The organism is Streptomyces sp. NPDC031426 (assembly GCF_055581585.1).
Window position 1 is genome coordinate 17,835 of sequence record NZ_JBVIJE010000032.1, and the last position, 20,461, is coordinate 38,295.

At 70.8% G+C, this 20,461-nt stretch carries 24 protein-coding genes and 1 pseudogene; 14 read left to right on the forward strand and 11 right to left on the reverse strand.

Annotated elements, in window-relative coordinates; all coding sequences use genetic code 11:
• Positions 1 to 138: 138 nt before the first annotated feature.
• From ACZ5NH_RS38615 to bldG, 3 genes are all read right to left on the reverse strand, one after another.
• Positions 139 to 2,541, reverse strand: coding sequence for a sodium-translocating pyrophosphatase (locus ACZ5NH_RS38615; protein ID WP_468782125.1), 2,403 nt, complete (start codon positions 2,539 to 2,541; stop codon positions 139 to 141).
• A gap of 269 nt (positions 2,542 to 2,810) precedes the next feature.
• Positions 2,811 to 3,239: an ATP-binding protein gene (locus ACZ5NH_RS38620; protein WP_388623789.1), complete on the reverse strand. Its 429-nt coding sequence runs from the start codon at positions 3,237 to 3,239 to the stop codon at positions 2,811 to 2,813.
• A 201-nt stretch (positions 3,240 to 3,440) separates the two neighbouring features.
• The gene (gene bldG / locus ACZ5NH_RS38625; protein ID WP_010986038.1) at positions 3,441 to 3,782 is read right to left on the reverse strand and encodes an anti-sigma factor antagonist BldG; all 342 of its coding nucleotides are present in this window, start codon (positions 3,780 to 3,782) and stop codon (positions 3,441 to 3,443) included.
• Between the two features lie 78 nt (positions 3,783 to 3,860).
• Here bldG and ACZ5NH_RS38630 point away from each other — a divergent pair, with 78 nt between their 5' ends.
• Positions 3,861 to 6,368, forward strand: coding sequence for a DEAD/DEAH box helicase (locus ACZ5NH_RS38630; protein ID WP_468782127.1), 2,508 nt, complete (start codon positions 3,861 to 3,863; stop codon positions 6,366 to 6,368).
• Positions 6,369 to 6,447: 79 nt separating this feature from the next.
• On the opposite strand, the gene ACZ5NH_RS38635 is transcribed toward ACZ5NH_RS38630, so the two are convergent.
• The 6 genes and pseudogenes from ACZ5NH_RS38635 to ACZ5NH_RS38660 form a co-directional block, all read right to left on the reverse strand.
• A complete protein-coding gene (locus tag ACZ5NH_RS38635; protein WP_468782129.1) occupies positions 6,448 to 6,891 on the reverse strand; it encodes an Rv3654c family TadE-like protein in 444 nt (147 codons plus the stop codon).
• A gap of 86 nt (positions 6,892 to 6,977) precedes the next feature.
• Entirely contained in the window at positions 6,978 to 7,343 is a 366-nt protein-coding gene (locus ACZ5NH_RS38640; RefSeq protein ID WP_450983816.1) for a TadE family type IV pilus minor pilin, read from the reverse strand.
• Positions 7,344 to 7,365: 22 nt separating this feature from the next.
• On the reverse strand, positions 7,366 to 7,569 hold the full coding sequence (locus tag ACZ5NH_RS38645; protein ID WP_451009461.1) for a DUF4244 domain-containing protein: 204 nt from the start codon (positions 7,567 to 7,569) through the stop codon (positions 7,366 to 7,368).
• Positions 7,570 to 7,656: 87 nt separating this feature from the next.
• Positions 7,657 to 8,436, reverse strand: a complete 780-nt coding sequence (locus ACZ5NH_RS38650; protein WP_468782132.1) for a type II secretion system F family protein — start codon at positions 8,434 to 8,436, stop codon at positions 7,657 to 7,659.
• Positions 8,437 to 8,615: 179 nt separating this feature from the next.
• Positions 8,616 to 9,461, reverse strand: a complete 846-nt coding sequence (locus ACZ5NH_RS38655; protein WP_468782338.1) for a type II secretion system F family protein — start codon at positions 9,459 to 9,461, stop codon at positions 8,616 to 8,618.
• Positions 9,462 to 9,468: 7 nt separating this feature from the next.
• A pseudogene (locus ACZ5NH_RS38660) lies at positions 9,469 to 10,071 on the reverse strand (ATPase, T2SS/T4P/T4SS family); the annotation flags it as partial.
• Positions 10,072 to 10,113: 42 nt separating this feature from the next.
• Here ACZ5NH_RS38660 and ACZ5NH_RS38665 point away from each other — a divergent pair.
• On the forward strand, positions 10,114 to 11,607 hold the full coding sequence (locus ACZ5NH_RS38665) for a recombinase family protein (protein WP_468782134.1): 1,494 nt from the start codon (positions 10,114 to 10,116) through the stop codon (positions 11,605 to 11,607).
• Here the strand turns inward: ACZ5NH_RS38665 and ACZ5NH_RS38670 are convergent.
• Positions 11,604 to 12,125 carry a hypothetical protein gene (locus tag ACZ5NH_RS38670; protein WP_468782136.1) on the reverse strand — a complete coding sequence of 174 codons (522 nt, stop codon included), beginning with the start codon at positions 12,123 to 12,125 and terminating at the stop codon, positions 11,604 to 11,606. The two genes, ACZ5NH_RS38665 and ACZ5NH_RS38670, sit on opposite strands and share 4 nt — an antisense overlap.
• A 1-nt stretch (position 12,126) precedes the next feature.
• The gene (locus ACZ5NH_RS38675) at positions 12,127 to 12,558 is read right to left on the reverse strand and encodes a helix-turn-helix domain-containing protein (RefSeq protein ID WP_468782138.1); all 432 of its coding nucleotides are present in this window, start codon (positions 12,556 to 12,558) and stop codon (positions 12,127 to 12,129) included.
• Between the two features lie 171 nt (positions 12,559 to 12,729).
• Between ACZ5NH_RS38675 and ACZ5NH_RS38680 the strand changes: the two genes are divergently transcribed.
• From ACZ5NH_RS38680 to ACZ5NH_RS38735, 12 genes are all read left to right on the forward strand, one after another.
• Complete coding sequence (locus tag ACZ5NH_RS38680) at positions 12,730 to 12,972, forward strand: helix-turn-helix domain-containing protein (protein WP_468782140.1); 243 nt, start codon at positions 12,730 to 12,732, stop codon at positions 12,970 to 12,972.
• Entirely contained in the window at positions 12,969 to 13,091 is a 123-nt protein-coding gene (locus ACZ5NH_RS38685; protein ID WP_468782142.1) for a hypothetical protein, read from the forward strand. Before ACZ5NH_RS38680 ends, ACZ5NH_RS38685 begins: the two co-directional genes overlap by 4 nt.
• A 17-nt stretch (positions 13,092 to 13,108) precedes the next feature.
• Positions 13,109 to 13,429 (forward strand): hypothetical protein, encoded by a 321-nt coding sequence (locus ACZ5NH_RS38690; RefSeq protein ID WP_468782144.1) that lies wholly within the window; start codon positions 13,109 to 13,111, stop codon positions 13,427 to 13,429.
• The gene (locus ACZ5NH_RS38695; RefSeq protein ID WP_468782146.1) at positions 13,426 to 13,611 is read left to right on the forward strand and encodes a hypothetical protein; all 186 of its coding nucleotides are present in this window, start codon (positions 13,426 to 13,428) and stop codon (positions 13,609 to 13,611) included. The genes ACZ5NH_RS38690 and ACZ5NH_RS38695 overlap by 4 nt, the downstream gene beginning before the upstream one ends.
• Positions 13,608 to 13,790, forward strand: a complete 183-nt coding sequence (locus ACZ5NH_RS38700) for a hypothetical protein (RefSeq protein WP_468782148.1) — start codon at positions 13,608 to 13,610, stop codon at positions 13,788 to 13,790. The genes ACZ5NH_RS38695 and ACZ5NH_RS38700 overlap by 4 nt, the downstream gene beginning before the upstream one ends.
• The gene (locus tag ACZ5NH_RS38705; protein ID WP_468782150.1) at positions 13,787 to 16,441 is read left to right on the forward strand and encodes a bifunctional DNA primase/polymerase; all 2,655 of its coding nucleotides are present in this window, start codon (positions 13,787 to 13,789) and stop codon (positions 16,439 to 16,441) included. Before ACZ5NH_RS38700 ends, ACZ5NH_RS38705 begins: the two co-directional genes overlap by 4 nt.
• 366 nt (positions 16,442 to 16,807) lie before the next feature.
• The gene (locus tag ACZ5NH_RS38710) at positions 16,808 to 18,427 is read left to right on the forward strand and encodes a DEAD/DEAH box helicase (protein ID WP_468782152.1); all 1,620 of its coding nucleotides are present in this window, start codon (positions 16,808 to 16,810) and stop codon (positions 18,425 to 18,427) included.
• A 130-nt stretch (positions 18,428 to 18,557) separates the two neighbouring features.
• Positions 18,558 to 19,076: a hypothetical protein gene (locus ACZ5NH_RS38715; RefSeq protein WP_468782153.1), complete on the forward strand. Its 519-nt coding sequence runs from the start codon at positions 18,558 to 18,560 to the stop codon at positions 19,074 to 19,076.
• Positions 19,073 to 19,378 carry a hypothetical protein gene (locus ACZ5NH_RS38720; RefSeq protein ID WP_468782155.1) on the forward strand — a complete coding sequence of 102 codons (306 nt, stop codon included), beginning with the start codon at positions 19,073 to 19,075 and terminating at the stop codon, positions 19,376 to 19,378. Before ACZ5NH_RS38715 ends, ACZ5NH_RS38720 begins: the two co-directional genes overlap by 4 nt.
• Positions 19,375 to 19,998: a hypothetical protein gene (locus tag ACZ5NH_RS38725; RefSeq protein ID WP_468782157.1), complete on the forward strand. Its 624-nt coding sequence runs from the start codon at positions 19,375 to 19,377 to the stop codon at positions 19,996 to 19,998. Before ACZ5NH_RS38720 ends, ACZ5NH_RS38725 begins: the two co-directional genes overlap by 4 nt.
• Entirely contained in the window at positions 19,998 to 20,174 is a 177-nt protein-coding gene (locus ACZ5NH_RS38730) for a hypothetical protein (protein ID WP_468782159.1), read from the forward strand. The genes ACZ5NH_RS38725 and ACZ5NH_RS38730 overlap by 1 nt, the downstream gene beginning before the upstream one ends.
• Before the next feature lie 62 nt (positions 20,175 to 20,236).
• Positions 20,237 to 20,446 (forward strand): helix-turn-helix domain-containing protein, encoded by a 210-nt coding sequence (locus ACZ5NH_RS38735; protein WP_468782161.1) that lies wholly within the window; start codon positions 20,237 to 20,239, stop codon positions 20,444 to 20,446.
• Positions 20,447 to 20,461 lie beyond the last annotated feature (15 nt).

Below are 20,461 nucleotides of genomic sequence, written 5' to 3' on the forward strand. Positions count from 1 at the left end.
TTCCCATCACACGACCCCCCCCCCCCCCTCCCCGCCCCCCCCCCCCCCCCCACCCCCCCCCCCCCCCCCCGCCCCCCCCCCCCCCCCCCCCCCCCCCCCCCCCCCCCCCGCCCGTTGAGCAGGGCCTTCCCGGAAGATCTAGGAAACCACCGCCGTGTTCGGTGAGTTGGAGACCCGCTCGGCGCTCTCGTCGTCGCCGACGGCGATACCGCGCCGCTTGGAGACGTACACGGCGACGACGATCACGGCGAGCGCGAGCATCGCGATCGCGATCCGTACGCCGATGCTCTTGTCGCTGCCGTAGGAGAACTTGATCACCGCGGGCGCGATGAGCAGCGACACCAGGTTCATGACCTTCAGCAGCGGGTTGATCGCCGGTCCCGCGGTGTCCTTGAAGGGGTCGCCGACGGTGTCGCCGATCACCGTGGCGGCGTGGGCCTCGCTGCCCTTGCCGCCGTGGTGGCCGTCCTCCACCAGCTTCTTGGCGTTGTCCCAGGCGCCGCCGGAGTTGGCGAGGAACACCGCCATCAGCGTGCCCGCGCCGATCGCGCCGGCGAGGTAGGAGCCGAGCGAGCCGACGCCGAGCGTGAACCCGATGAAGATCGGCGCCATGACGGCGAGCAGACCTGGTGTGGCCAGCTCCCGCAGGGCGTCCTTGGTGCAGATGTCGACGACCTTGCCGTACTCGGGTTTCTCGGTGAAGTCCATGATCCCGGGCTTCTCGCGGAACTGCCGCCGCACCTCGAACACCACCGAACCGGCCGACCGCGAGACGGCGTTGATGGCCAGTCCGGAGAAGAGGAAGACGACCGCCGCGCCCGCGATGAGGCCGACGAGGTTGTTGGGCTGCGAGATGTCCAGGGACAGACTCAGCGGCGCGCCCGGCCCGGTGAGTTTCACCCCGACGTTCTGCACGTTGGTGGTGATCGCGTCGCGGTACGACCCGAACAGCGCCGACGCGGCGAGAACGGCGGTGGCGATGGCGATGCCCTTGGTGATGGCCTTGGTGGTGTTGCCGACCGCGTCCAGGTTGGTGAGCACCTGCGCTCCCGCGCCCTCGACGTCGCCGGACATCTCGGCGATGCCCTGTGCGTTGTCGGAGACCGGACCGAAGGTGTCCATGGCGACGATCACGCCGACCGTGGTGAGCAGGCCGGTGCCGGCCAGCGCGACCGCGAACAGCGCGAGCATGATCGACGTACCGCCGAGCAGGAACGCGCCGTACACACCGAGCCCGATGAGCAGCGCGGTGTAGACGGCGGATTCCAGTCCGACCGAGATGCCGGACAGGACGACGGTGGCCGGTCCGGTGAGGGAGGTCTTGCCGATGTCCCGGACCGGGCGGCGGTTGGTCTCGGTGAAGTAGCCGGTCAGCTGCTGGATGACGGCGGCGAGCAGGATGCCGATCGCCACCGCGACCAGGGCCAGGATCCGCGGGTCGCCCGCCTTGCCCCTGATCGCCGCGTCCGTCACGCCGTGCAGCGCGGAGTACTTCGAGGGCAGGTAGACGAAGACGGCGATGGCGACCAGCGCGAGCGAGATCACCGCGGAGATGAAGAAGCCGCGGTTGATCGCCGTCATGCCGCTGCGGTCGGCGCGCCGCGGGGCGACCGCGAAGATGCCGATCATCGCCGTGAGGACGCCGATGGCGGGCACGAGCAGCGGGAAGGCGAGTCCGGAGTTGCCGAAGGCGGCCTTGCCGAGGATCAGCGCGGCCACCAGGGTCACGGCGTACGACTCGAAGAGGTCGGCCGCCATGCCCGCGCAGTCGCCGACGTTGTCGCCCACATTGTCGGCGATGGTCGCGGCATTGCGCGGGTCGTCCTCCGGAATGCCCTGTTCGACCTTGCCGACCAGGTCGGCGCCGACGTCGGCGGCCTTGGTGAAGATGCCGCCGCCCACACGCATGAACATGGCGATCAGGGCGGCGCCGAGGCCGAAGCCCTCCAGCACCTTCGGAGCGTCGGCCGCGTACACCAGCACCACGCAGGAGGCGCCCAGCAGGCCGAGCCCCACCGTGAACATGCCGACGACGCCGCCCGTGCGAAATGCGATCTTCATCGCGGTGTGCGAGACGGTGGTGAGATCCTTTTCCGGTTCGCCCGGTGCCGGTGTGGCTTCCCGGGCCGCCGCGGCGACCCTGACATTGCTGCGCACGGCGAGCCACATGCCGATATAGCCGGTGGCCGCCGAGAACGCCGCTCCGATCAGGAAGAACACCGAACGTCCGGCACGCTGATTCCAGTCGTCCGCGGGCAGCAGCATGAGCAGGAAGAAGACGACGACGGCGAATACGCCGAGCGTGCGCAACTGCCGGGCGAGGTACGCCTTCGCGCCTTCCTGGACCGCCTCGGCGATCCGCTTCATGCTGTCGGTGCCCTCGCCCGCCGCCAGCACCTGGCGCACCAGGATCCCCGCGACCACCAGCGCGGCCAGGGCGACCGCCGCGATGACGGCCACCATGATCCGGTTGTCGGCGGTCAGGACTGCGGCTGCGAGGGATGTGAGGTGACCCGATTGAGGGGTAGAAAGCCCCGCCATTCGTCCTCCTTGACGCTTGGGCTGAGCTCAAGATGTGGGGATTCTAGGTACCTCAGTGTGATCTAAACAGAGCGCGGTAAACGGAATTCTCCTCCGCCGACCCATCAGTAAATGATCGAGACCCCGCCCCGACAACCCGAATGGAGTAATGCCCCGAGGGCATTCTTTGATCGTGAATTCATTCACGAATTCGGTCGGGTGCCGCCGCACGCTGGAAAAACACCGAGGGCCCTGCCAGGCAGGGCCCTCGTCAAGTGGTACGGCAGCGCTCAGACCAGCGCCGTGGCCGGGGGTGCGGTCGGCCAGGTCATGCGGATCAGGCCGCCGTCGTGTCCGGTGGTGACCTGGACGTCGTCGACGAGGCCGCTGATGACCGCGAGGCCCATCTCGTCCTCCTCGACCTCCGCCTCGCCGTCTCCGGCTCCGGGCGTGTCGCCGGGGGCGGCGTGCGGCGCCTCGTCGCCGACCTCGATGGAGAACTGTTTCTCCTCTTCGATCAGCGCCACCTTCACGGGCGCGGTGATGCCGCTGCTCTGGTGCAGTCCGACAGCACGGGAGCAGGCCTCGCCGACGGCGAGCCGGACCTCGTCCAGGACGGCCTCGTCCACTCCGGCCCTGCGTGCCACCGCGGCCGCCACCAACCGGGCGGTCCGAACGTGCTCGGGCAGCGCGCTGAAGCGGAGTTCGACGGTGGCCATGCATCCCCCTCGCGACTACGGGCGTGCGGTCGGGGGCGGGGCGGCCGAGAGCCCGCACCCCCTGCTGTGCTTCTGTGCCCGGGCCGCTTCGAAGCCCGGGAAGGACCCGGTCGACGAACCGGCCGCGAACGCAGCGAGCCGGACGTGACCGGCCGACGCCCGGACTCCGAAGGGAGCCCGGCGCCGGTGACCGGTCCAGGGTCAGTCGGTGGCCGCCACCGCTTCCTCGACCGAGGTGTGGATCGGGAACACCTTGGTGAGGCCGGTGATACGGAAGATCTTCAGAATGCGCTCCTGGTTGCAGACCAGGCGCAGCGAGCCCTCGTGGGCACGCACTCGCTTGAGGCCGCCGACCAGCACGCCGAGTCCGGTGGAGTCGAGGAAGTCCACGCCCTCCATGTCGACGACGAGGTGGAAATTGCCGTCGTTCACCAGCTCGACCAGCTGCTCGCGCAGCTTGGGCGCGGTGTATACATCGATTTCGCCACCGACCTCGACGACCGTACGATCGCCGACGGTACGGGTCGACAGGGACAGGTCCACGGATCCTCCAGCACCTTGCTATCGAGCGGACGCCCCTCGGGACACCTCGGCGGCCCCCGGGACGCATCGCCAGCCGCGATGGCATTCAATCACTTACCGGCAGGCGTGCACGACGCCTTGGCTCCATTGTCCGTCACGCCAGTGACACACTCGGTGCCGATGGCCAAGAATCACCGATCCGATCGATCCCCGGCGAACCCGGCGTCCCGCCCGTCTCCGGGCGCGGTCCTCGACCGGCTCGCCTCCGGGCCGAGCCGGTCTGCGCGCATCACTCATACGGAGCACTTGCCCCCGCGCGCGGGCCGCCATGCCGTCTGGCCTGACCGAATCCGGTCCGAGGTGATCGCGGCCGTCCAGGCGTGCGGCATCGAACATCCCTGGGCGCACCAGGCGCTGGCCGCAGAGCACGCCCTGGACGGCGACTCGGTGGTCGTCGCCACCGGCACCGCCTCCGGCAAGTCCCTCGCGTACCTCGTGCCGGTCCTGTCCACCCTTATGGACGGTTCCGAGGCGCCGAACGGCCGAGGGGCCACCGCCCTGTACCTCGCCCCCACCAAGGCACTTGCGGCGGACCAGTGCCGTTCGGTGAAGGAACTTTCACAGCCGCTCGGCACCTCGGTGCGCCCGGCCGTGTACGACGGCGACACCCCGTTCGAGGAACGGGAGTGGATCCGCCAGTACGCCAACTACGTCCTCACCAACCCCGACATGCTGCACCGCGGGATACTCCCCTCCCACCCGCGCTGGTCCTCCTTCCTGAAATCCCTCAAGTACGTCGTCATCGACGAGTGCCACACCTACCGGGGCGTCTTCGGCTCGCACGTCGCCCAGGTGCTGCGCCGGCTGCGCCGCCTGTGCGCCCGTTACGGCGCCTCGCCCGTCTTCCTGCTGGCCTCGGCGACCGCCGCCGAGCCCGCCGTCGCCGCCCGCCGGCTGACCGGCCTGCCGGTCACCGAGGTGGCCGACGACGCCTCTCCGCGCGGTGAGCTGGTCTTCGCCCTGTGGGAGCCCCCGCTCACCGAGCTGCACGGCGAGAAGGGCGCACCCGTACGGCGGACCGCCACCGCCGAGACCGCCGATCTGCTGACCGACCTCACCGTGCAGGGCGTGCGCTCGGTGGCCTTCGTACGGTCCCGGCGCGGCGCCGAGCTGATCTCGGTGATCGCCCAGGAGAAGTTGGCCGAGGTCGACCGCTCCCTGGTCCGGCGTGTCGCGGCCTACCGCGGCGGCTACCTCCCCGAGGAGCGCCGCGCCCTGGAGCGCGCCCTGCACTCCGGCGAGCTCCTCGGGCTGGCCGCCACGACGGCCCTGGAGCTCGGTGTGGACGTCTCCGGGCTGGACGCGGTGGTCATCGCTGGCTACCCGGGCACGCGCGCCTCCCTGTGGCAGCAGGCGGGCCGCGCGGGCCGTACCGGACAGGGCGCCCTCGCCGTGCTGGTGGCCCGCGACGACCCGCTGGACACCTTCCTGGTCCACCACCCCGAGGCCCTGTTCGACCAGCCGGTGGAGTCCACCGTCCTCGACCCCGACAACCCCTACGTCCTCGCCCCGCACCTGTGCGCCGCCGCCGCGGAACTCCCGCTGACCGAAGAGGACCTGGACCTCTTCGGCCCCGCCTGCGCGGACGTGCTGCCGCAACTGGAGGCCGCGAAGCTGCTGCGCCGGCGGACGAAGGCCTGGCACTGGACACGCCGGGAGCGGGCCGCCGACCTGACCGACATCCGCGGCGCGGGCGGGCGCCCGGTGCAGATCGTCGAGTCCGGCACCGGCCGCCTGCTCGGCACGGTCGACGCGGGCGCCGCGCACTCCACGGTCCACGAGGGCGCCGTCCATCTCCATCAGGGTCGCACCTACCTGGTGCGGCAGCTGGACCTGGAGGACTCGGTCGCCCTGGTCGAACAGGCGGACCCGCCGTACTCCACGGTCGCCCGCGACACCACCTCCATCTCCATCCTGGAGACCGACACCGAGATCCCCTGGGGCGCCGGCCGCCTCTGCTACGGCTCGGTCGAGGTCACCAACCAGGTGGTGTCCTACCTCCGAAGACGCCTCATCACCGGTGAAGTGCTCGGTGAGAGCAAACTCGACCTCCCTCCTCGTACCCTGCGCACCCGCGCGGTGTGGTGGACCGTCACCGACGACCAGCTCGACGAGGCCCGGATCACCCCGGAGATCCTCGGCGGCTCCCTGCACGCCGCCGAACACGCCTCCATCGGCCTGCTCCCCCTCTTCGCGACCTGCGACCGCTGGGACATCGGCGGCGTGTCGATCCCGCTGCACCCGGACACCCTGCTGCCCACGGTCTTCGTGTACGACGGCCATCCCGGCGGCGCGGGCTTCGCCGAGCGTGCCTTCCACACCGCCCGCACCTGGCTCGCCGCCACCCGCGAGGCCATCGCCTCCTGCGAGTGCGAGGCCGGCTGCCCGTCCTGCATCCAGTCCCCCAAGTGCGGCAACGGCAACGACCCACTGCACAAGAGGGGCGCGGTACGGCTCCTCACGGTGCTGTTGCGGGGGGCGCCGGAGGAGAAGCCGGACGAACGGGGGGCGGAGGCACCGGCTGCGGGGGGACAGTCGGCGGAGTAGCCGGCTCCGGGGGGGAACAGCCACGGAGGAACCCACTCCGGGCAGGCGCCGCGGGCTTGCGTGTGCTCGGAAGGGGGCTCTACGGCGTGGGGGCTCGCCGTACGGAGGGTCTCGGCGCCGGTCCTCCCGGTGCGGGGGCGGCTTCCGGTGCCGGTCTTCCCGGTGCGGATCCGCCCGGCACCGGTTCCGCCGGCCCCGCTCTGGCCCTGGCCTCCGCCGCGAGCGGTCCTCTTCCCGAGGCCGCCGTGACGTCCGAGGTCTCGCCGACGATGGCGCACCGCACCAGCCGTACCCCCTGGGCCGTCGCCACCCGCCCGGCCCGCGCGCAGGCCGCCGCGCCGCCCTCCTCCCAGTGGGCCGCCGCCGCGAGCGCCGCCAGATCCGCGCCGCCGGCCGCCCGGTGCCGGACGACGACGGCCTGGCCCAGCGCGAGCACGGCGCCGAACACCGCACACAGCACGGCCATCGCCCCCAGGCTCCACACGGTGGCGGAGCCCCGGTCGGAGCGCTGCCGGCTCGGCACCGGGCCGGGCCCCTGCTCGGAGCTCTGCCGGCTCCGCCCAGCAGACGCCTGATCCGAGTGCCGCCGATCCCTCACCGCACCTCGTCTCACGGCTCCGCCTCCCCGGTCGCCCCGGTCGCCGTGGTGGCCCCCGTCGCCGCGGTCTCCTCGGCCGGTGCGACGGCCTGCTCCCGCACCTCGAAGGGCAGTCCGCTCAGCACCGGCGGTCTGGCCACCACCGTCACCCGTACCTGATCGCCCTCGCGCCCGACCGTCACCCGGGCGCCGCGCGGGGCGGCCTCCCGGGTCACCGTCACCACGGCGTCGGCCGGGTCCTGACGGGCGGCGGCCCGGGCGCCGATGCGGGCGGCGTCCACACACTGGATCTGTGCGGCCACCACGAGCAGCCCCCAGACCAGCGCCATCGTGAACGCGACCAGCACGCACAGCACCACGGCCGCCTCCGCGGTCACGAACCCCCGGTCCCTCCCTCGCTCACATCCGCTCACTGAGGGCCTTCTTCACGATGTCCTGCAGCTCCGCCCGGACCTGGCCGCTGGTGACGACCTCATAGAGCAGCAACGCGAACCCGACGGCCGCGATGATCCCCATCGCATACTCGGACGTCACCATTCCGGCGTCCCCGTGGCTCTTCCGGCGCAGCCGTACCGCCACCGCTTCCTTGATCTTCCTGTGCATTCCAACCCCCGTGAGATTCATGGTCTTTGTGTTTCTCCGCGATTGCGCGGTCCGTCGACCGCTCGGGCTCGTTCGCTCTCGTACGCCTCATCTGCCTCCCATCACGCCGCCCGCGAGTCCGATCACGACGGGCAGCACGCCGACCGCGATGAAGGCGGGCAGAAAGCACAGGCCCACCGGCGCGGAGATCAGTACGGCCGCGCGCCTGGCCCGGGCCGTCGCGGTGCGGGCCCACTGCGCGCGTGCATCGGAGGCGAGGCGGGCGGCCGGGCCGGCCGCCGGAAGCCCGGTCTCATCGGCCCGCTCCAGCAGCCGCGCCAGTGCTCCGGCGCCGGGCAGCTCGGCCAGCCGCCGCCAGGCGGCGGCTGGTTCACCGCCGAGCCGCACCTCGGCCGCGCCCCGCGCCAGCGCCTCCCCGACCGGCCCGTCGAGCGCCTCCCCCACCGCCTGCGCGGCGATCACCGGTCCGGCTCCGGCGGCGACACAGGCGGCCAGCAGATCTGCGGCGAGGGGGAGTTGGCGTGTGGCGGCGGCCGTGTCGACCGGTTCCGACCGGTCGGCCGTCAACTGCCGGCTCCGCCACCACCGCAGCACGAGCCCGACGCCCAGCCCCAGCACGGCCCCGGTCGCACCACCGACCAGGATCCAGGCACCGCACGCCGCCCCGGCCGGCGGCAGCCACCGCCGCACCGTGTCCGCCGACGCGAACCGCCGTGCGGGCACCGGCACTTCCCTGCCGAGCAGCTCGGCCACCCGTCGCCGCGCCCGTCGTCGACTCCGGGCCAGCGCCAACCGCTGAACCACCCAGCCGACGGCCGGCACAACGACCCCGACCGTCCCCAACCTGTGGACTACTTCCCCGCTCATGCCGCCCGCCCTCCCCACCCGTCCCAGCCGACGCGCCCCATCACGCGCCCACCTCCCGCACACACCGCTCCCCCACTGATCGCCGCAGGCTCCCGCACGTCCCCGCGCGCTCCTCGCCCCGGATGCCCTGCCCAGCACGCCCCTCGCGCGCCCAACCCCGAAACCCGCACCGCCACCGCTCACACCGCCCCCGCTCCCCGCACGATCCGCACGGCCCACCACAATCCGGCCGTCTCGAAGGCGGATCCGATCGCCAGGCAGCCCAGGCCGGCGCCCGTGTGCAGCAGGACGTGGAGCGGGTCGGCGCCCATGGCCGAGCCGAGGAGGAGGCCGAGGGCGGGGAGCGCGGTGAGCAGCACCGTGGTCGCCCGGGCGCCCGCCAACTGGGCGCGCAGGTCGGCGCGCTGGTCCCGCTCGGCGCGCAGGGCCGCGTCCAGTCGGTCCAGGCCCGCCGCGAGCCCGGCACCCTGGTCCACGGCCACCCGCCAGCACGCGGCCAGCCCGAGCAGGCCCTCGGCGCCCGGCTGCCGGGCCGCCGCGGTGAGCGCGCCGGGCACGTCCCCGCCGAACCGCGCCGCCGCGACCACGGCCGCCTGCGCCTCGCCGAGCCCGCCGGAGTCCCGCGCCGCCCGCAGCAGCGCCTCGCCCGGCTGTCGTCCGGCGCGCACCTCTCCGGCGAGAGCCCCGCACAGGGCGATCACCGCGTCCGCCCGCCGTTCCCGGACCCGCCGGGCCTGCCGGGCCAGCCGCACCCGGCGCAGCACCGGCACCCCGGCCGCCCCCGCGACGACCGGAATCGCCGAGGCCCCCAGCAGCCCGAGCAGCAGACCGGCCGCGAGCGCCCACCACTCGGCCCCCAACCGGCCGCGCAGCCGCCGTAGTTCCGCGAGGGCCCGGGCCCAGGAGGGTGGGCCGGTCGCGACCGCTCCGCCGTCCGCCAGCAGCAGCCGCGCCCGCCGCATGCCGTAGTGCCGGCCGCCCAGCAGCCAGACCAGCGCGCCGAGACAGATCAGCGCAGCGCCCATGGACGTCTCACCGATCACTTCCCGCACTCCTTTCCGAGTCCGCTCCGGCGTCCAGGAGCCGCTCCAGCCGCTCCCAGCCCCGCTCCCGCACGAAGGCCCGCGCACTCCAGCGCAGGGCCGGCACCGTCCGGACCAGCCCCGTGGCGTCCCGCTCCAGCACGTGCACCTCGGCGATCCGGCGCCGCCCGGACCGGTCCCGTACGAGGTGCAGGACCACGGAGAGGGCGGCCGCCAGCTGGCTGTGCAGCGCGGCCCGGTCGAGCCCCGCGGCCGTGGCCAGCGCCTCCAGCCGGGCCGGGACGTCTCCGGCGGCGTTGGCGTGGATCGTGCAACAACCGCCCTCATGGCCTGTGTTGAGGGCCGCGAGCAGGTGCACGACCTCCGGTCCGCGGACCTCGCCGACGACCAGCCGGTCGGGCCGCATCCGCAGCGCCTGCCGGACGAGGTCCTCCAGGGTGACCAGGCCGGCGCCCTCCTGGTTGGCGGGCCGGGTCTCCAGCCGGACGACGTGCGGATGGTCCGGTCGCAACTCGGCCGAGTCCTCGGCGAGCACGATCCGCTCGCCCGCCCCGACCAACCCCAGCAGGGCGCTGAGCAGGGTCGTCTTCCCGAACATGGGACAATGACGCCTCTACTGAGGCACACTCAGCCCATGAAGACCACCCGAACGGACGCCGGCCACCGCACGCGCGCCGTCATCTACGTGCGTATCTCCCAGGACAGGACGGGCGCAGGCCTCGGCGTCGAGCGGCAACGCGAGGACTGCGAGGCCCTCGCCGAACGGATGGGCTGGGACGTCGTCGAGGTGTACGTCGACAACGACGTGAGCGCCTTCTCTGGGAAGCTCCGCAAGGACTACCGGCGCATGCTCGCCGACCTCGACGAGGGCAGGGCCACCGTCGTCATCGCCTGGCACACGGACCGCATCCACCGCTCCCCGCTGGAGCTGGAGGAGTACATCAACCTGTGCGAGCGCCGCGGCGTCGCCACCCACACCGTGCAGGCCGGGGAACTGGACCTCGCCACGCCCACGGGCCGGATGCTGGCGCGGCAGCTCGGGATCATCGCCCGCTACGAGTCCGAACACAAGGGCGACCGTGTCGCCAGGGCCCGCCGCCAGAAGTCGCTGAAGGGAGAGTGGACTGGGGGGATCCGTCCGTTCGGCTGGGGCATGCCCACAGGCGAGATGAAGAAGAAGACCGACCGGAAGACCGGCGAAGAGGTCGAGGTGGCCGAGCTCGACATGAGCAAGGCCGTGCCCGAGGAGGCCGAGGCGCTGCGGTACTGGACGGACACGATCCTGTCCGGCGGGTCGATCCGGTCGCTGGTGCAGTGGTGCGCGGACAAGGGCTTCACCAGCACCCGCGGGAATCCGATCACCCACACCGACGTCCGCGAGATGCTGATGCGACCCAGGAATGCCGGGATCGCCGTCTGGCGCGGCGAGGAGGTCGGCAGGGGCCAGTGGGAGCCGATCGTCGACGAGACGAAGTACAGGGCCGTCTGCTCGATCCTGAAGGACCCGTCCCGGACCACGACCCCGGGCGCCCAGCCGAAATGGCTGGGATCGCTCCTGTACCGGTGCGGCCGCGGCGCCTGCGACCAGTACGTGTACGTCACCCAGTCCGGCGGCCGCAGGTTCCCCAGCTACCGGTGCCAGACCGGGCACGGCGGCGGCCGGCGCGCCGAGGTCACCGACCAGTACGTCGAGGAGACCATCATCGAGCGGCTGTCTCTGCCCGACGCTCACGGCCTGCTTCTGCCGAGCGGCGACCAGGTCGACATCCCGGCGCTGCAGGCGGAGAGCGAGCAGATCCGCCGGCGCATGACGGACCTGGCCGGGCTGTTCGGTGCCGGGCAGATCGACATGGTGCAGTTCACCCAGGGCACCGACACCGCACGGGCGCAGCTGGAGGGTGTGACGAAGCAGCTGGCGAAGGCTGCGATGCGCGATCCGCTCGTCGGCCTGGTGGGGGCGCCGGACGTGCGGAAGGCATGGAAGGCGCTGGAGCTGGAGCAGAAGCGGAACGTCCTGCGGGCGCTGGTCGAGGTGACGCTGAAGACGCCGCGGCCCGGGCGGATGCCCGACGGCGGGTACTTCGACTACGAGGCCGTCGTGTTCGAATGGAAGCGGGGAGGGAGCTAATCGCCGTCCCGCGGCTTAGGCCGCGGCCCGAGAATCCCCCGCTCCACCTGGTCAATTATGAGTGCGTATAGCTCGTTCTGCTTCTCCGCCTGCCATTCTTCGCGCTCTCTCTCCCACTGCGCGCGATCGGCCGCAAGCTTCAGCTCTTTGGCCGCGTACAGGCGTTCCACTTTCTTCTGATAGAAGCGCGCATGATCAATGGAGAGTCGCCTGTCCATGCGAATCAGTCGAGCCTTCAGGTAGACAACGGCTGTCACATTGACCAGCGCAGAAACCGCGCCGAGCAACCCGACCAGCACCGAAAACGAACTGGCATTCGAATCCAGTACGTGGATCTGCACAAGCTGCGATCGCGCGGGTCCCCACATGGCCGCGAGAGCGATGCTGGCCGCCGCCACAAGACCGGCAACGAGTACGGCCCGGCGGAAAGCGCGCCTCTCCCGGGAGAAGAACCAATTGAGAACCTCATCCAGGTCCTTACCGATGGACGGTTCCTCATGCGACATTCCGTCCGCCAATTCATTCCCCATCTTCTTCGGAGCGAAGCGTCTCCACCATCGCCTTGAAGATCTTCACGCTCTTTGGTGACTTGATCCCGAGCTGTCGCGCCGCATCCTCGACAGTGAGGGATGGCGGCGGTGCCGGCCTTTCCCCCCACTCCATGTGCAGCGCACCTTGCACCATCCCAGACCGGATGAGCAGTTCCGTCAGCGGGATACCCAGCACCTGGGCAAGTTGTTCGAGGAGTTGAGGGCCGGGCATCGTCTGCCCTGCCAGCATCCTCCCGATACTGGACTGCGACGCTCCCGTCGCTTGCGCCAGCTCCTTCTTACCTCCGCCGCGAGGGCTGTCGATGTCGAACCCGGCAGCCGCTACCGCAGGGCGGATGTACTCCGCGAAGCGTTGCGCCTGGGTCTTGGGGGTGGCCCGGCCCGTCTCTGTGGTCGGCATACCTACACGCTAGCAAGCAAGTAGTGGCTTGCACACCAGCACGTACTGGCCAAACTTCCGAGCGAATGCACCCCCTCAGGGCGTACTTGCTTGCACGCCTGCAATCTGTGGCGTAAGTTGCTTGCACGGCAGGAGTTAATAGCTCCCGAGCCAGCAAGCAAGGAGACCCGTATGTCCAGCTACCGCCTGCGCAGCGAACGCCTTCATGAGGCTGCCGCCGCCAGGGGTGATCACAGCAACTACGCGATCGCCAAGCGCACCGGCCTGAACCAGACGACGCTCTCGCGCATCTGCCGAGGGGTCGCCAAGCCGGCCACCGAAACCCTGCTGACCTTGGCCGCCACCTACGGCCTGAGCCTCGACGAGCTGATCGCCCGCGAGTGCGAGTCGCAGCCCTCGAGCAGCGCGGCGTGAACGCCACCAAGCAGGTCGCCGCCGGGATCCAGTCGGCAGCGACCACACCCGGAAACGGCGACGCGGCCGGGATCCAGCCGGCCGCGCCTGTCGAGCAATCCGCACCTACCAGCGAGTAAGCGAACGGAACACGCTCATGAGCACAGTATCCGAGACGGCAACGACGCCGTCGACCCCGGCCGATGCAGCGCGTATCGAGAGGCACGTCGACCAGATCGTCGCCGCGCTCCGCCAGCCGACCCCCACCGAGGTCTTCGAGGCCCTGGTCGCCGAGCACGGCTTCGAGGTCGAGGAGTGGGACACCGACGACCTCGACGAGTCGCTGCGCGACAAGTCCTTCGCCTTCTACGTCGAGACCGCCGACCGGAAGACCATCGTCGTCCCCCTCGGCCAGGACCCCGCACACCGGCTGGCCGCCCTCCGCGCGCTGCTCGCCCACCCCGGGGTCAGCGAATGAGCGCCACGCCCACCACCTCGGCGGCCGAGGACACCCCCGGCCGCCCGGCCCGGCCCGAGCGCCCGCCCGGCTACTGGGAGCGCATCGACCGAATCGTCGCCGCCGCTCCCCCGCTATCCGAAGCCCAGCGCATCGCGATCTTCACCGCGTTCCACCAGCCCGCAGCCCGGGGGGCGGCATGACCACGGTCCTCGGCGCCCTGTTCGTCGACTGCGACAACGTCCGAGCCCGCTACGAGTGCCTCCGCCCCGGCTGCACCCACCGCCTCGAAGGCCCCGTCTTCGGCGCGGACGACGTGAAGGCGTTCGTGGACGGCATCAAGACCGAGCACCTGTCCCGCTGCACAGGAGAGTCACGTTGAACGACGCGCAGACCCCAGACCTCCGGGCTTCCGCTCGCGAGCTGGACGACGCTGGCCTGTGCGTCCTCCCCATCAAGGCGGACGGCAGCAAGGCCCCCGCCGTCCGCAGCTGGACCCCATACAAAGTCCACCGCTCCACCCCCGCCGAACACGACCAGTGGTTCGCCGACGACCGCCCGCAGGGAATCGCCGTCGTCTACGGCGCCGTCTCCGGCAACGTCGAGATGATCGAGTTCGAAGGCCACGCCATCCGCGACGGCCTGCTCGAAGAAGTCACCGAGATCATGCAGGCGTCCGGACTCGGAGACACCTGGGACGCCATCCTGAACGGCTGGGCAACCGAGTCGCCCAGCGGCGGCCGGCACTACCGCGTCCGCCTTGACGGCGCGGCCGTTCCCCCGAACCGCAAGCTGGCCTCCCGGCTCGCACGGGAAGACGAGTACACCCCGGAGGAGCACCAGCGGCTGGCCGAGAAGCCGAACACCAAAGTCGTCCGCGTCCTCATCGAGACCCGCGGTGAGGGCGGTTACGGCCTGGTCGAACCGTCCAGCGGCACGGTGCACGCCAGTGGCCGCCCCTATGTCCGCCTCGCCGGTGGTCCGAGCAGCATCCCCGTCCTCGACGCCGACGAGATGGACGCCATCCGGGACGTCTGCCGGATGGTCGACCAGATGCCGACCCCGGAGGCGCCGAAGACTGCGCCCCGGCCGGCTCCGCCGCTGCCCGACGGAGGAGTCCGCCCCGGCGACGACTTCAACGCGCGAGGCGACTGGGCAGAGATCCTGCGCGGAATCTTCCGACCGCTCATCACCCGAGGCCACACCACCTACTGGGGTTGGGCCGACGGCGCCCGCGGGGTGAAAGCGACCACTGGCCGAGACCCGGAGAACGACCGGCTGTGGGTATTCACCACCAGCTCAGAGTTCACACCTGACACCCCGTACAGCAAGTTCGGCGCCTACGCCCACCTGCGCCACAACGGGAACTTCAAGGCAGCAGCGGACGACCTGCGGCGCCAACGCTACGGTTCCGAACCGCCCCACAAGCCGCTCAGGCCCGTCCCCTGGCAGCCCTCCGGGCAGTTCACCGACGGCTCCTCCGCCCTCGACCCCGAGAGCATCCCGGACAGTCCGGAAGAGACGGGCGGCCCGAATCTGCGACTGGTGGAGGCCCGGCCCGAGCTGGACATCACCAACGAGGCCGACGCCATCGACGGACTCCTCGACCTCATGGCCGCCGAGCGGCTCCCCGACCTGTACAAGCGCTCCTCCGGCCCGTGCTGGGTCCACGAGGACGACGAGGGCAACCCGGTCGTCAAGCAGCTGGGCACCGACAACCTCCGCGCCTACCTCGCCGACCACGTCAGCACGTACCAGGTCGTCAAGGACCCGCTCACCGAGGGCACCAAAGCGGTCCGGGAGCTGGTCATGCCCAAGACGTGCGGCACGATCCTGGGACGCAAGGACTGGCCGCTCCTCCCGCTGAAGGGCATCGTCACCTCGCCCGTGGTCCGTCCCGACGGCACGCTGATCCAGGCACCCGGGTACGACCGCCCAACCGGCCTCTACCTGCACCCCCGCATCCCTCTGCGCAGGCTTGCACCGCAGGTCAGCGCCGAGTCCCTGCAGCGCGCCAAGGACATCATCCTGAACCAGATGCTCGCCGACTTCCCGTTCGTCGAGCAATCCGATCGCGCCCACTACCTGGGGGCCCTGACAACCCCGATCCTGCGGCCGTACTTCCACGGGCCCACTCCCGTGTTCATCATCACCGCAACCTCGCCCGGCAGCGGCAAGAGCCTGCTGAAGGACATCCTGAAGTACTGCTACGGCATCGCCGAGACCGCATGGCCCGAGAACGACACCGAGCTGCGCAAGAGCATCACGACCCAGCTCTACACCACCGGACAGCCGGTCGTCGTCCTTGACAACCTGCCCAACGGCTTCGTCATCAAGAGCCCAGTCCTGTCCAGCCTGCTCACCGCTGAACACTGGGGTGACCGCGTCCTCGGCTCCACGGCCTCCGTCACCATGCGGAACGACCGGGTATGGATCATCACCGGCAACGGGCTGCGCACCGGCGGCGACAACGGGCGTCGGGCCATGTGGGTACGCCTCGACCCGGACTGCCCCGACCCCGACCAGCGTGACGGCTACACCGTCGGCGACCTGCGGCCATGGCTCCGCAAGAACGCCTCCACCGTCGTGGCCGCCCTCGTCACCCTCGTCCGAGGCTGGCTCGCCGACGGCGCGAAGACCGTCCGTAAGCGCAAGGGCGACTACTCGGAGTGGGCCAGCATGATGGCCGGCCTCCTCCAGTACATCGGCGTAGAGGGGTGGATGGCCGACAGCCACAACACCGACCACGACGAGGAAGAACTCGAGTGGGCCGCCTTCTTGGCTGCCTGGCACCGCAAGTTCGGAAACCAGCCGATGGCCACTGGCGCGGTCATCGCCGGAGTCGCCGAGCACGTTCCGCGCATCAAGGGTGGCGACATGCCGTCCTCCCAGGCGCTCGGCAGCTGGCTCAGGAGCAGGGAAGGCCGCTACTTCCACGCCCCGGAGCTCGGCAACTACAAGCCCGTCAAGGTCTGGGACTCGCACAAGTGCCAGAACCTGTGGCGCGTCGACGCCCACCAGGACCAGAAGTGACCAGGCCCATTGCAGGGACCTGCAGGGAGTTGCAGGGATCTGCGCAGGGACTCCAGAGGGTCCCTGCAAGTGGCCTGACCTGTACCGATGCAGGGACGCAGGGACTTGCAGGGAGCAGGTCCCAGCCCCTCATACCGCACGCGCATCACACACGCATCGCGCAACACACACATGCATCTGCGTGCGGCACAGAAAACAGAACGGCCCTTCGATGCGTAGGAGTTGAAGAAACTCCCTGCAAGTCCCTGCCTCCCGGCAAAACCCCAGGTCGCAGCGCAATCCACGGTCGAGCCGACTCCCTGCCCGGCTCCCTGCAGGTCCCTGCGCTCCCTGCAAAACCCCAAGACGCCAGTACCGAGGTGACCCATGCCTGAGCAGTTCACCCCGCGCCCGTATCAGGTTGAGGCCATTAAGGCGCTCATCTCCGGCTGGGCAGCGGGCCAGCACAACCGGCTCGCCGTCGTCCTCCCGACCGGCGCCGGGAAGACCGTGGTCTTCGCCAACCTGATCAGCGAACTGCTTCCGCAGCTCAACGGCCGGCGGGCGCTGGTCATTGCGCACCGCGAGGAACTCATCGAGCAGGCGGCCGCCAAGGTCCGGGCCGTCCGCCCCGACCTGCGGGTGGGCGTGGTCAAGGCCGAGCGCGACGAGCACCAGGACGCCGACGTGATCGTTGCCAGCATCCAGACGCTGGCCGTCGAACGGCGCCGTAAGGCCATCGAGAACATCGGCGTCGTCATCGTCGACGAATGCCACCACGCCGCCGCCCAGTCGTACATGACAGTCCTGGACCACTTCGGCGCCTGGCGCGGCCTGCCCGTCGCCGGCTTCACCGCCACCATGACCCGCACTGACGGCGGCCTGGCCGAGGTATGGCAGGAGGTCGTGTTCACCCTCGACATCCTGGAGATGATCGAGGACGGCTATCTGTGCGACGTCCGCGGCAAGCGCGTCATCGTCGACGGCCTCGACCTCGACACGGTCAAGACCCGCGCCGGCGACCTCCAGGACGGCCAACTCGGCCAGGCCCTCGAGGACTCCGACGCCGGGCCCGTCGTCGCCAAGGCCTACAAGGAGCACGCCGGCGACCGGGCGGGCGTTGTCTTCACGCCGACCGTGTCCACCGCGCAGGCCATGGCGGAGTCCTTCACCGCGGCGGGAATCCCCGCGGCCGCCATCTGGGGCGACATGGCCCGCGACGACCGCGCCGCCACCCTTGACCGGTACCGACGCGGTGACGTGCAAGTTCTCACGAACTGCATGGTTTTGACGGAAGGTTTCGACGCCCCATGGACGTCGTGCGCCGTCATCGCCCGCCCGACCAAGTCCGCCGGCCTGTACTGCCAGATGGCTGGCCGGGCACTGCGCCTGCATCCGGGCAAGAAGGACGCGCTGATCCTCGACGTGATGGGCGCCTCCACCCGCCACAAGCTGGCCTCCATCGTCGACCTGACCGGCCGCGACGTGGCGATGCCCGACGAGGACCAAACGCTGCGCGAGGCGGTCAGGGAGGCCGAGGAGAAGGCGCAGCGCCGCCTCGACCTGTCCCGCATTCAGGTCGAGGAGATCGACCTCTTCCACGGCTCGGCGATCCGCTGGCTGCGGACGGAGTCCGGGGTGTGGTTCATCCCCGTCACGGACGCGACCTACGTCTTCCTGATCCGCAACCCGGCCGACCGGACGTACTGGCTGCGCCGGTTCGACGCCAACAACGGCCTGGTCGCCCCCAAGCAGGACGTACCGATGCCTCTGGCCCCGGCGAAGGCGTGGCTGGAGCAGCAGGCCCGGGCAATGGGGAGCCGGTGGCTTGCCACGCGCTCCGCCCCCTGGCGGCTGAAGCCGGCGAGCCCCAAGCAGCTCAACTACTGCCGACTCAAGCAGATCCCGGTCCCGCAGGGCAGCACCGCCGGCGAGGTCTCCGACCTTCAGGCCATCCACCAGTTCTCAACGATCCTCACCCGGCTCAACGCCCGGGCCGCGGCCTGAAGGGGGCACGATGCAGCACGACTTCAGTCGTGGGGATATCCCCACGACTCACGACCCGGATGGTGCAGCGGGCCACGCAGATGTGGGCACCGCGCCCACAACTGTGGTGCAGAGCCCCACGGTTCCCCGGGTGATCGGCCTCGACCTCAGCCTCACCTGCACGGGTGTGGCGGGCGAAGGCTGGACCGACACCATCCGTCCGCGTACCGGACTGCGCGGTCACCTGCGCCTGGCGTGGATCATCGGGCGCGTCACCGAGCACATCCGCGGCGCCGACCTCGTCGTCATCGAAGGGCCGTCGTTCGGCGCCGGCGTCGCCCACCGGCACGAGGACCTCGCCGGGCTCCGCGTCATGGTCCGGCACGCCTGCTGGCGCCGAGACATCCCCTACGCCGTCATCCCGCCCAGCTGCCGCGCCCTCTACGCCACCGGCAAGGGCTCCGGCTCCAAAGGCGCCGTCCGCGACGCCGTCCGCACCCGCTACGGCATCGAGTGCGACGGCCCCGGCCGCTACGACCAGGCCGACGCCTACGTCCTGTGCGCCATGGGCCTGCACCACCTCGGGTGGCCTCTCGTCGTCGTCCCCGACACCCACCGCCGCGGCCTCGATGGAGGCCAGTGGCCCACCTCGGAAGGGCTCACAGCATGAGCATCCACGACCTCCAGCTGCTCGCCGACGGGTTCTCCATCGGCGCGTACAGCCTGCTCGGCATGCAGATCATCGACGGCATCGTCCAGGACCGCCGCGACGCGCGCGCCGTCAAGCGCCAGGAGCGCATCGCCGCCGCCGACTGGTACTACCGCAGCCTGCGCCGGTACCAGCGGCAGGTGCGGTTCGCCGAGCTGTACCCGGCCGGGGTCATCGAAGTGTCAGCGCGCCACATCGAACTCGACCTGAACGACGGCCTGGACCGTGTCGAGCGCGCGGCCCGCGACGAGGGGCTGCTGTGATCGGCTGCGAGCTGTGCGGCGAGGACTCGGCCGGCCGGTACCTGTGCGAGCGCCACACCACGGCGCTCGCCCGGCGGCTGGCCGACCTGCCCACCCTGTACGCCGAGGTCGGCGAGTGCCTGGTGCCTCGCCGGTCCAGCTGGGGCGACATCGTCGCGACGAAGAGCGCGGCCGGCCCCCGGTCCCCGCTCGACGAGGACGTCCTCGACACCGTGAACGTCACCCGGGCCGCCGAGGTGGTCCACCTGTGGCGGGTGGACGTCCAGCGCGAGCGCTGGCCGCGCCACGGCGCGCCACCCCCGGCCGGCCTGGCCGCCGACGCTCGCTGGCTCGGCATGGAGCTGGAGTGGATCGCCAGCCACTACCCGGGCGCCGGCGACCTGGCGCGCGAGGTGCACGAGCTGGAGAAGGCGGCCCGGTCGATCGTCGGCGACCCGGCGCCCAGGCCGCAGCGGCTCGGCACGTGCGTTGCGATATCGGCGGAGGGCGTCGTGTGCGGCGCGGTGATCTCCCGGCTGCCCGGGCAGACCCGGGTCCAGTGCCAGTGGTGTCAGTACGTGTACGAGACGGGCCTGGACTGGATGCGGCTGCAGCACTTCCAACCGAAAGAGGTCGCGTGATGGGTAGCTACGTGACGTGCCGCGTACTGAGCGGGCGCGGCGTGCAGTGCACGGCGGAGGCCGTCGACCCGAACGCCGAGCTGAAGATCTGCGTGCGGCACCTCGCCGAAGCGCAGCGGCTCATCAGTGAGGCGTTCGATCGTGCTCGGCAGCAGGCCCGGGCGAGCCACTCTTGACCGCCATAAGCACCCCTGCTTATCCTTGTGGTCAGGCAGTCACCTCCGGTACGAGGAGGGACGTGACTACGTGGAGAGAACGGCACGACGAGGCCGTCCGCAAGCAGCAAGCCGCACAGCGCGCCTACCAGGAAGCCACCGACGAACGGGCCCTCGCCCTACTCGCCGGCGTCGAAGAACTCGGCTCCCAGGCGGCAGTCGCCAGAGAACTCGGCGTCAAGACACCCAGCGTCAACCAGGCCATTCGCGCCTACCAGAAGAAGACCGAGTAGCCACAACTGAAGACG

What these genes read in the sequence shown, in the direction of transcription:
- ACZ5NH_RS38665 (WP_468782134.1), top strand. Translation starts at nt 10,114, where the DNA reads ATGAAGACCACCCGAACGGACGCCGGCCACCGCACGCGCGCCGTCATC.
- ACZ5NH_RS38615 (WP_468782125.1), bottom strand. Translation starts at nt 2,541, where the DNA reads ATGGCGGGGCTTTCTACCCCTCAATCGGGTCACCTCACATCCCTCGCA.
- ACZ5NH_RS38630 (WP_468782127.1), top strand. Translation starts at nt 3,861, where the DNA reads ATGGCATTCAATCACTTACCGGCAGGCGTGCACGACGCCTTGGCTCCA.
- ACZ5NH_RS38720 (WP_468782155.1), top strand. Translation starts at nt 19,073, where the DNA reads ATGAGCATCCACGACCTCCAGCTGCTCGCCGACGGGTTCTCCATCGGC.
- ACZ5NH_RS38680 (WP_468782140.1), top strand. Translation starts at nt 12,730, where the DNA reads ATGTCCAGCTACCGCCTGCGCAGCGAACGCCTTCATGAGGCTGCCGCC.
- ACZ5NH_RS38620 (WP_388623789.1), bottom strand. Translation starts at nt 3,239, where the DNA reads ATGGCCACCGTCGAACTCCGCTTCAGCGCGCTGCCCGAGCACGTTCGG.
- ACZ5NH_RS38650 (WP_468782132.1), bottom strand. Translation starts at nt 8,436, where the DNA reads ATGAGCGGGGAAGTAGTCCACAGGTTGGGGACGGTCGGGGTCGTTGTG.
- ACZ5NH_RS38645 (WP_451009461.1), bottom strand. Translation starts at nt 7,569, where the DNA reads ATGCACAGGAAGATCAAGGAAGCGGTGGCGGTACGGCTGCGCCGGAAG.
- ACZ5NH_RS38695 (WP_468782146.1), top strand. Translation starts at nt 13,426, where the DNA reads ATGAGCGCCACGCCCACCACCTCGGCGGCCGAGGACACCCCCGGCCGC.
- ACZ5NH_RS38730 (WP_468782159.1), top strand. Translation starts at nt 19,998, where the DNA reads ATGGGTAGCTACGTGACGTGCCGCGTACTGAGCGGGCGCGGCGTGCAG.
- ACZ5NH_RS38700 (WP_468782148.1), top strand. Translation starts at nt 13,608, where the DNA reads ATGACCACGGTCCTCGGCGCCCTGTTCGTCGACTGCGACAACGTCCGA.
- ACZ5NH_RS38655 (WP_468782338.1), bottom strand. Translation starts at nt 9,461, where the DNA reads ATGGGCGCTGCGCTGATCTGTCTCGGCGCGCTGGTCTGGCTGCTGGGC.
- ACZ5NH_RS38690 (WP_468782144.1), top strand. Translation starts at nt 13,109, where the DNA reads ATGAGCACAGTATCCGAGACGGCAACGACGCCGTCGACCCCGGCCGAT.
- ACZ5NH_RS38710 (WP_468782152.1), top strand. Translation starts at nt 16,808, where the DNA reads ATGCCTGAGCAGTTCACCCCGCGCCCGTATCAGGTTGAGGCCATTAAG.
- ACZ5NH_RS38675 (WP_468782138.1), bottom strand. Translation starts at nt 12,558, where the DNA reads ATGCCGACCACAGAGACGGGCCGGGCCACCCCCAAGACCCAGGCGCAA.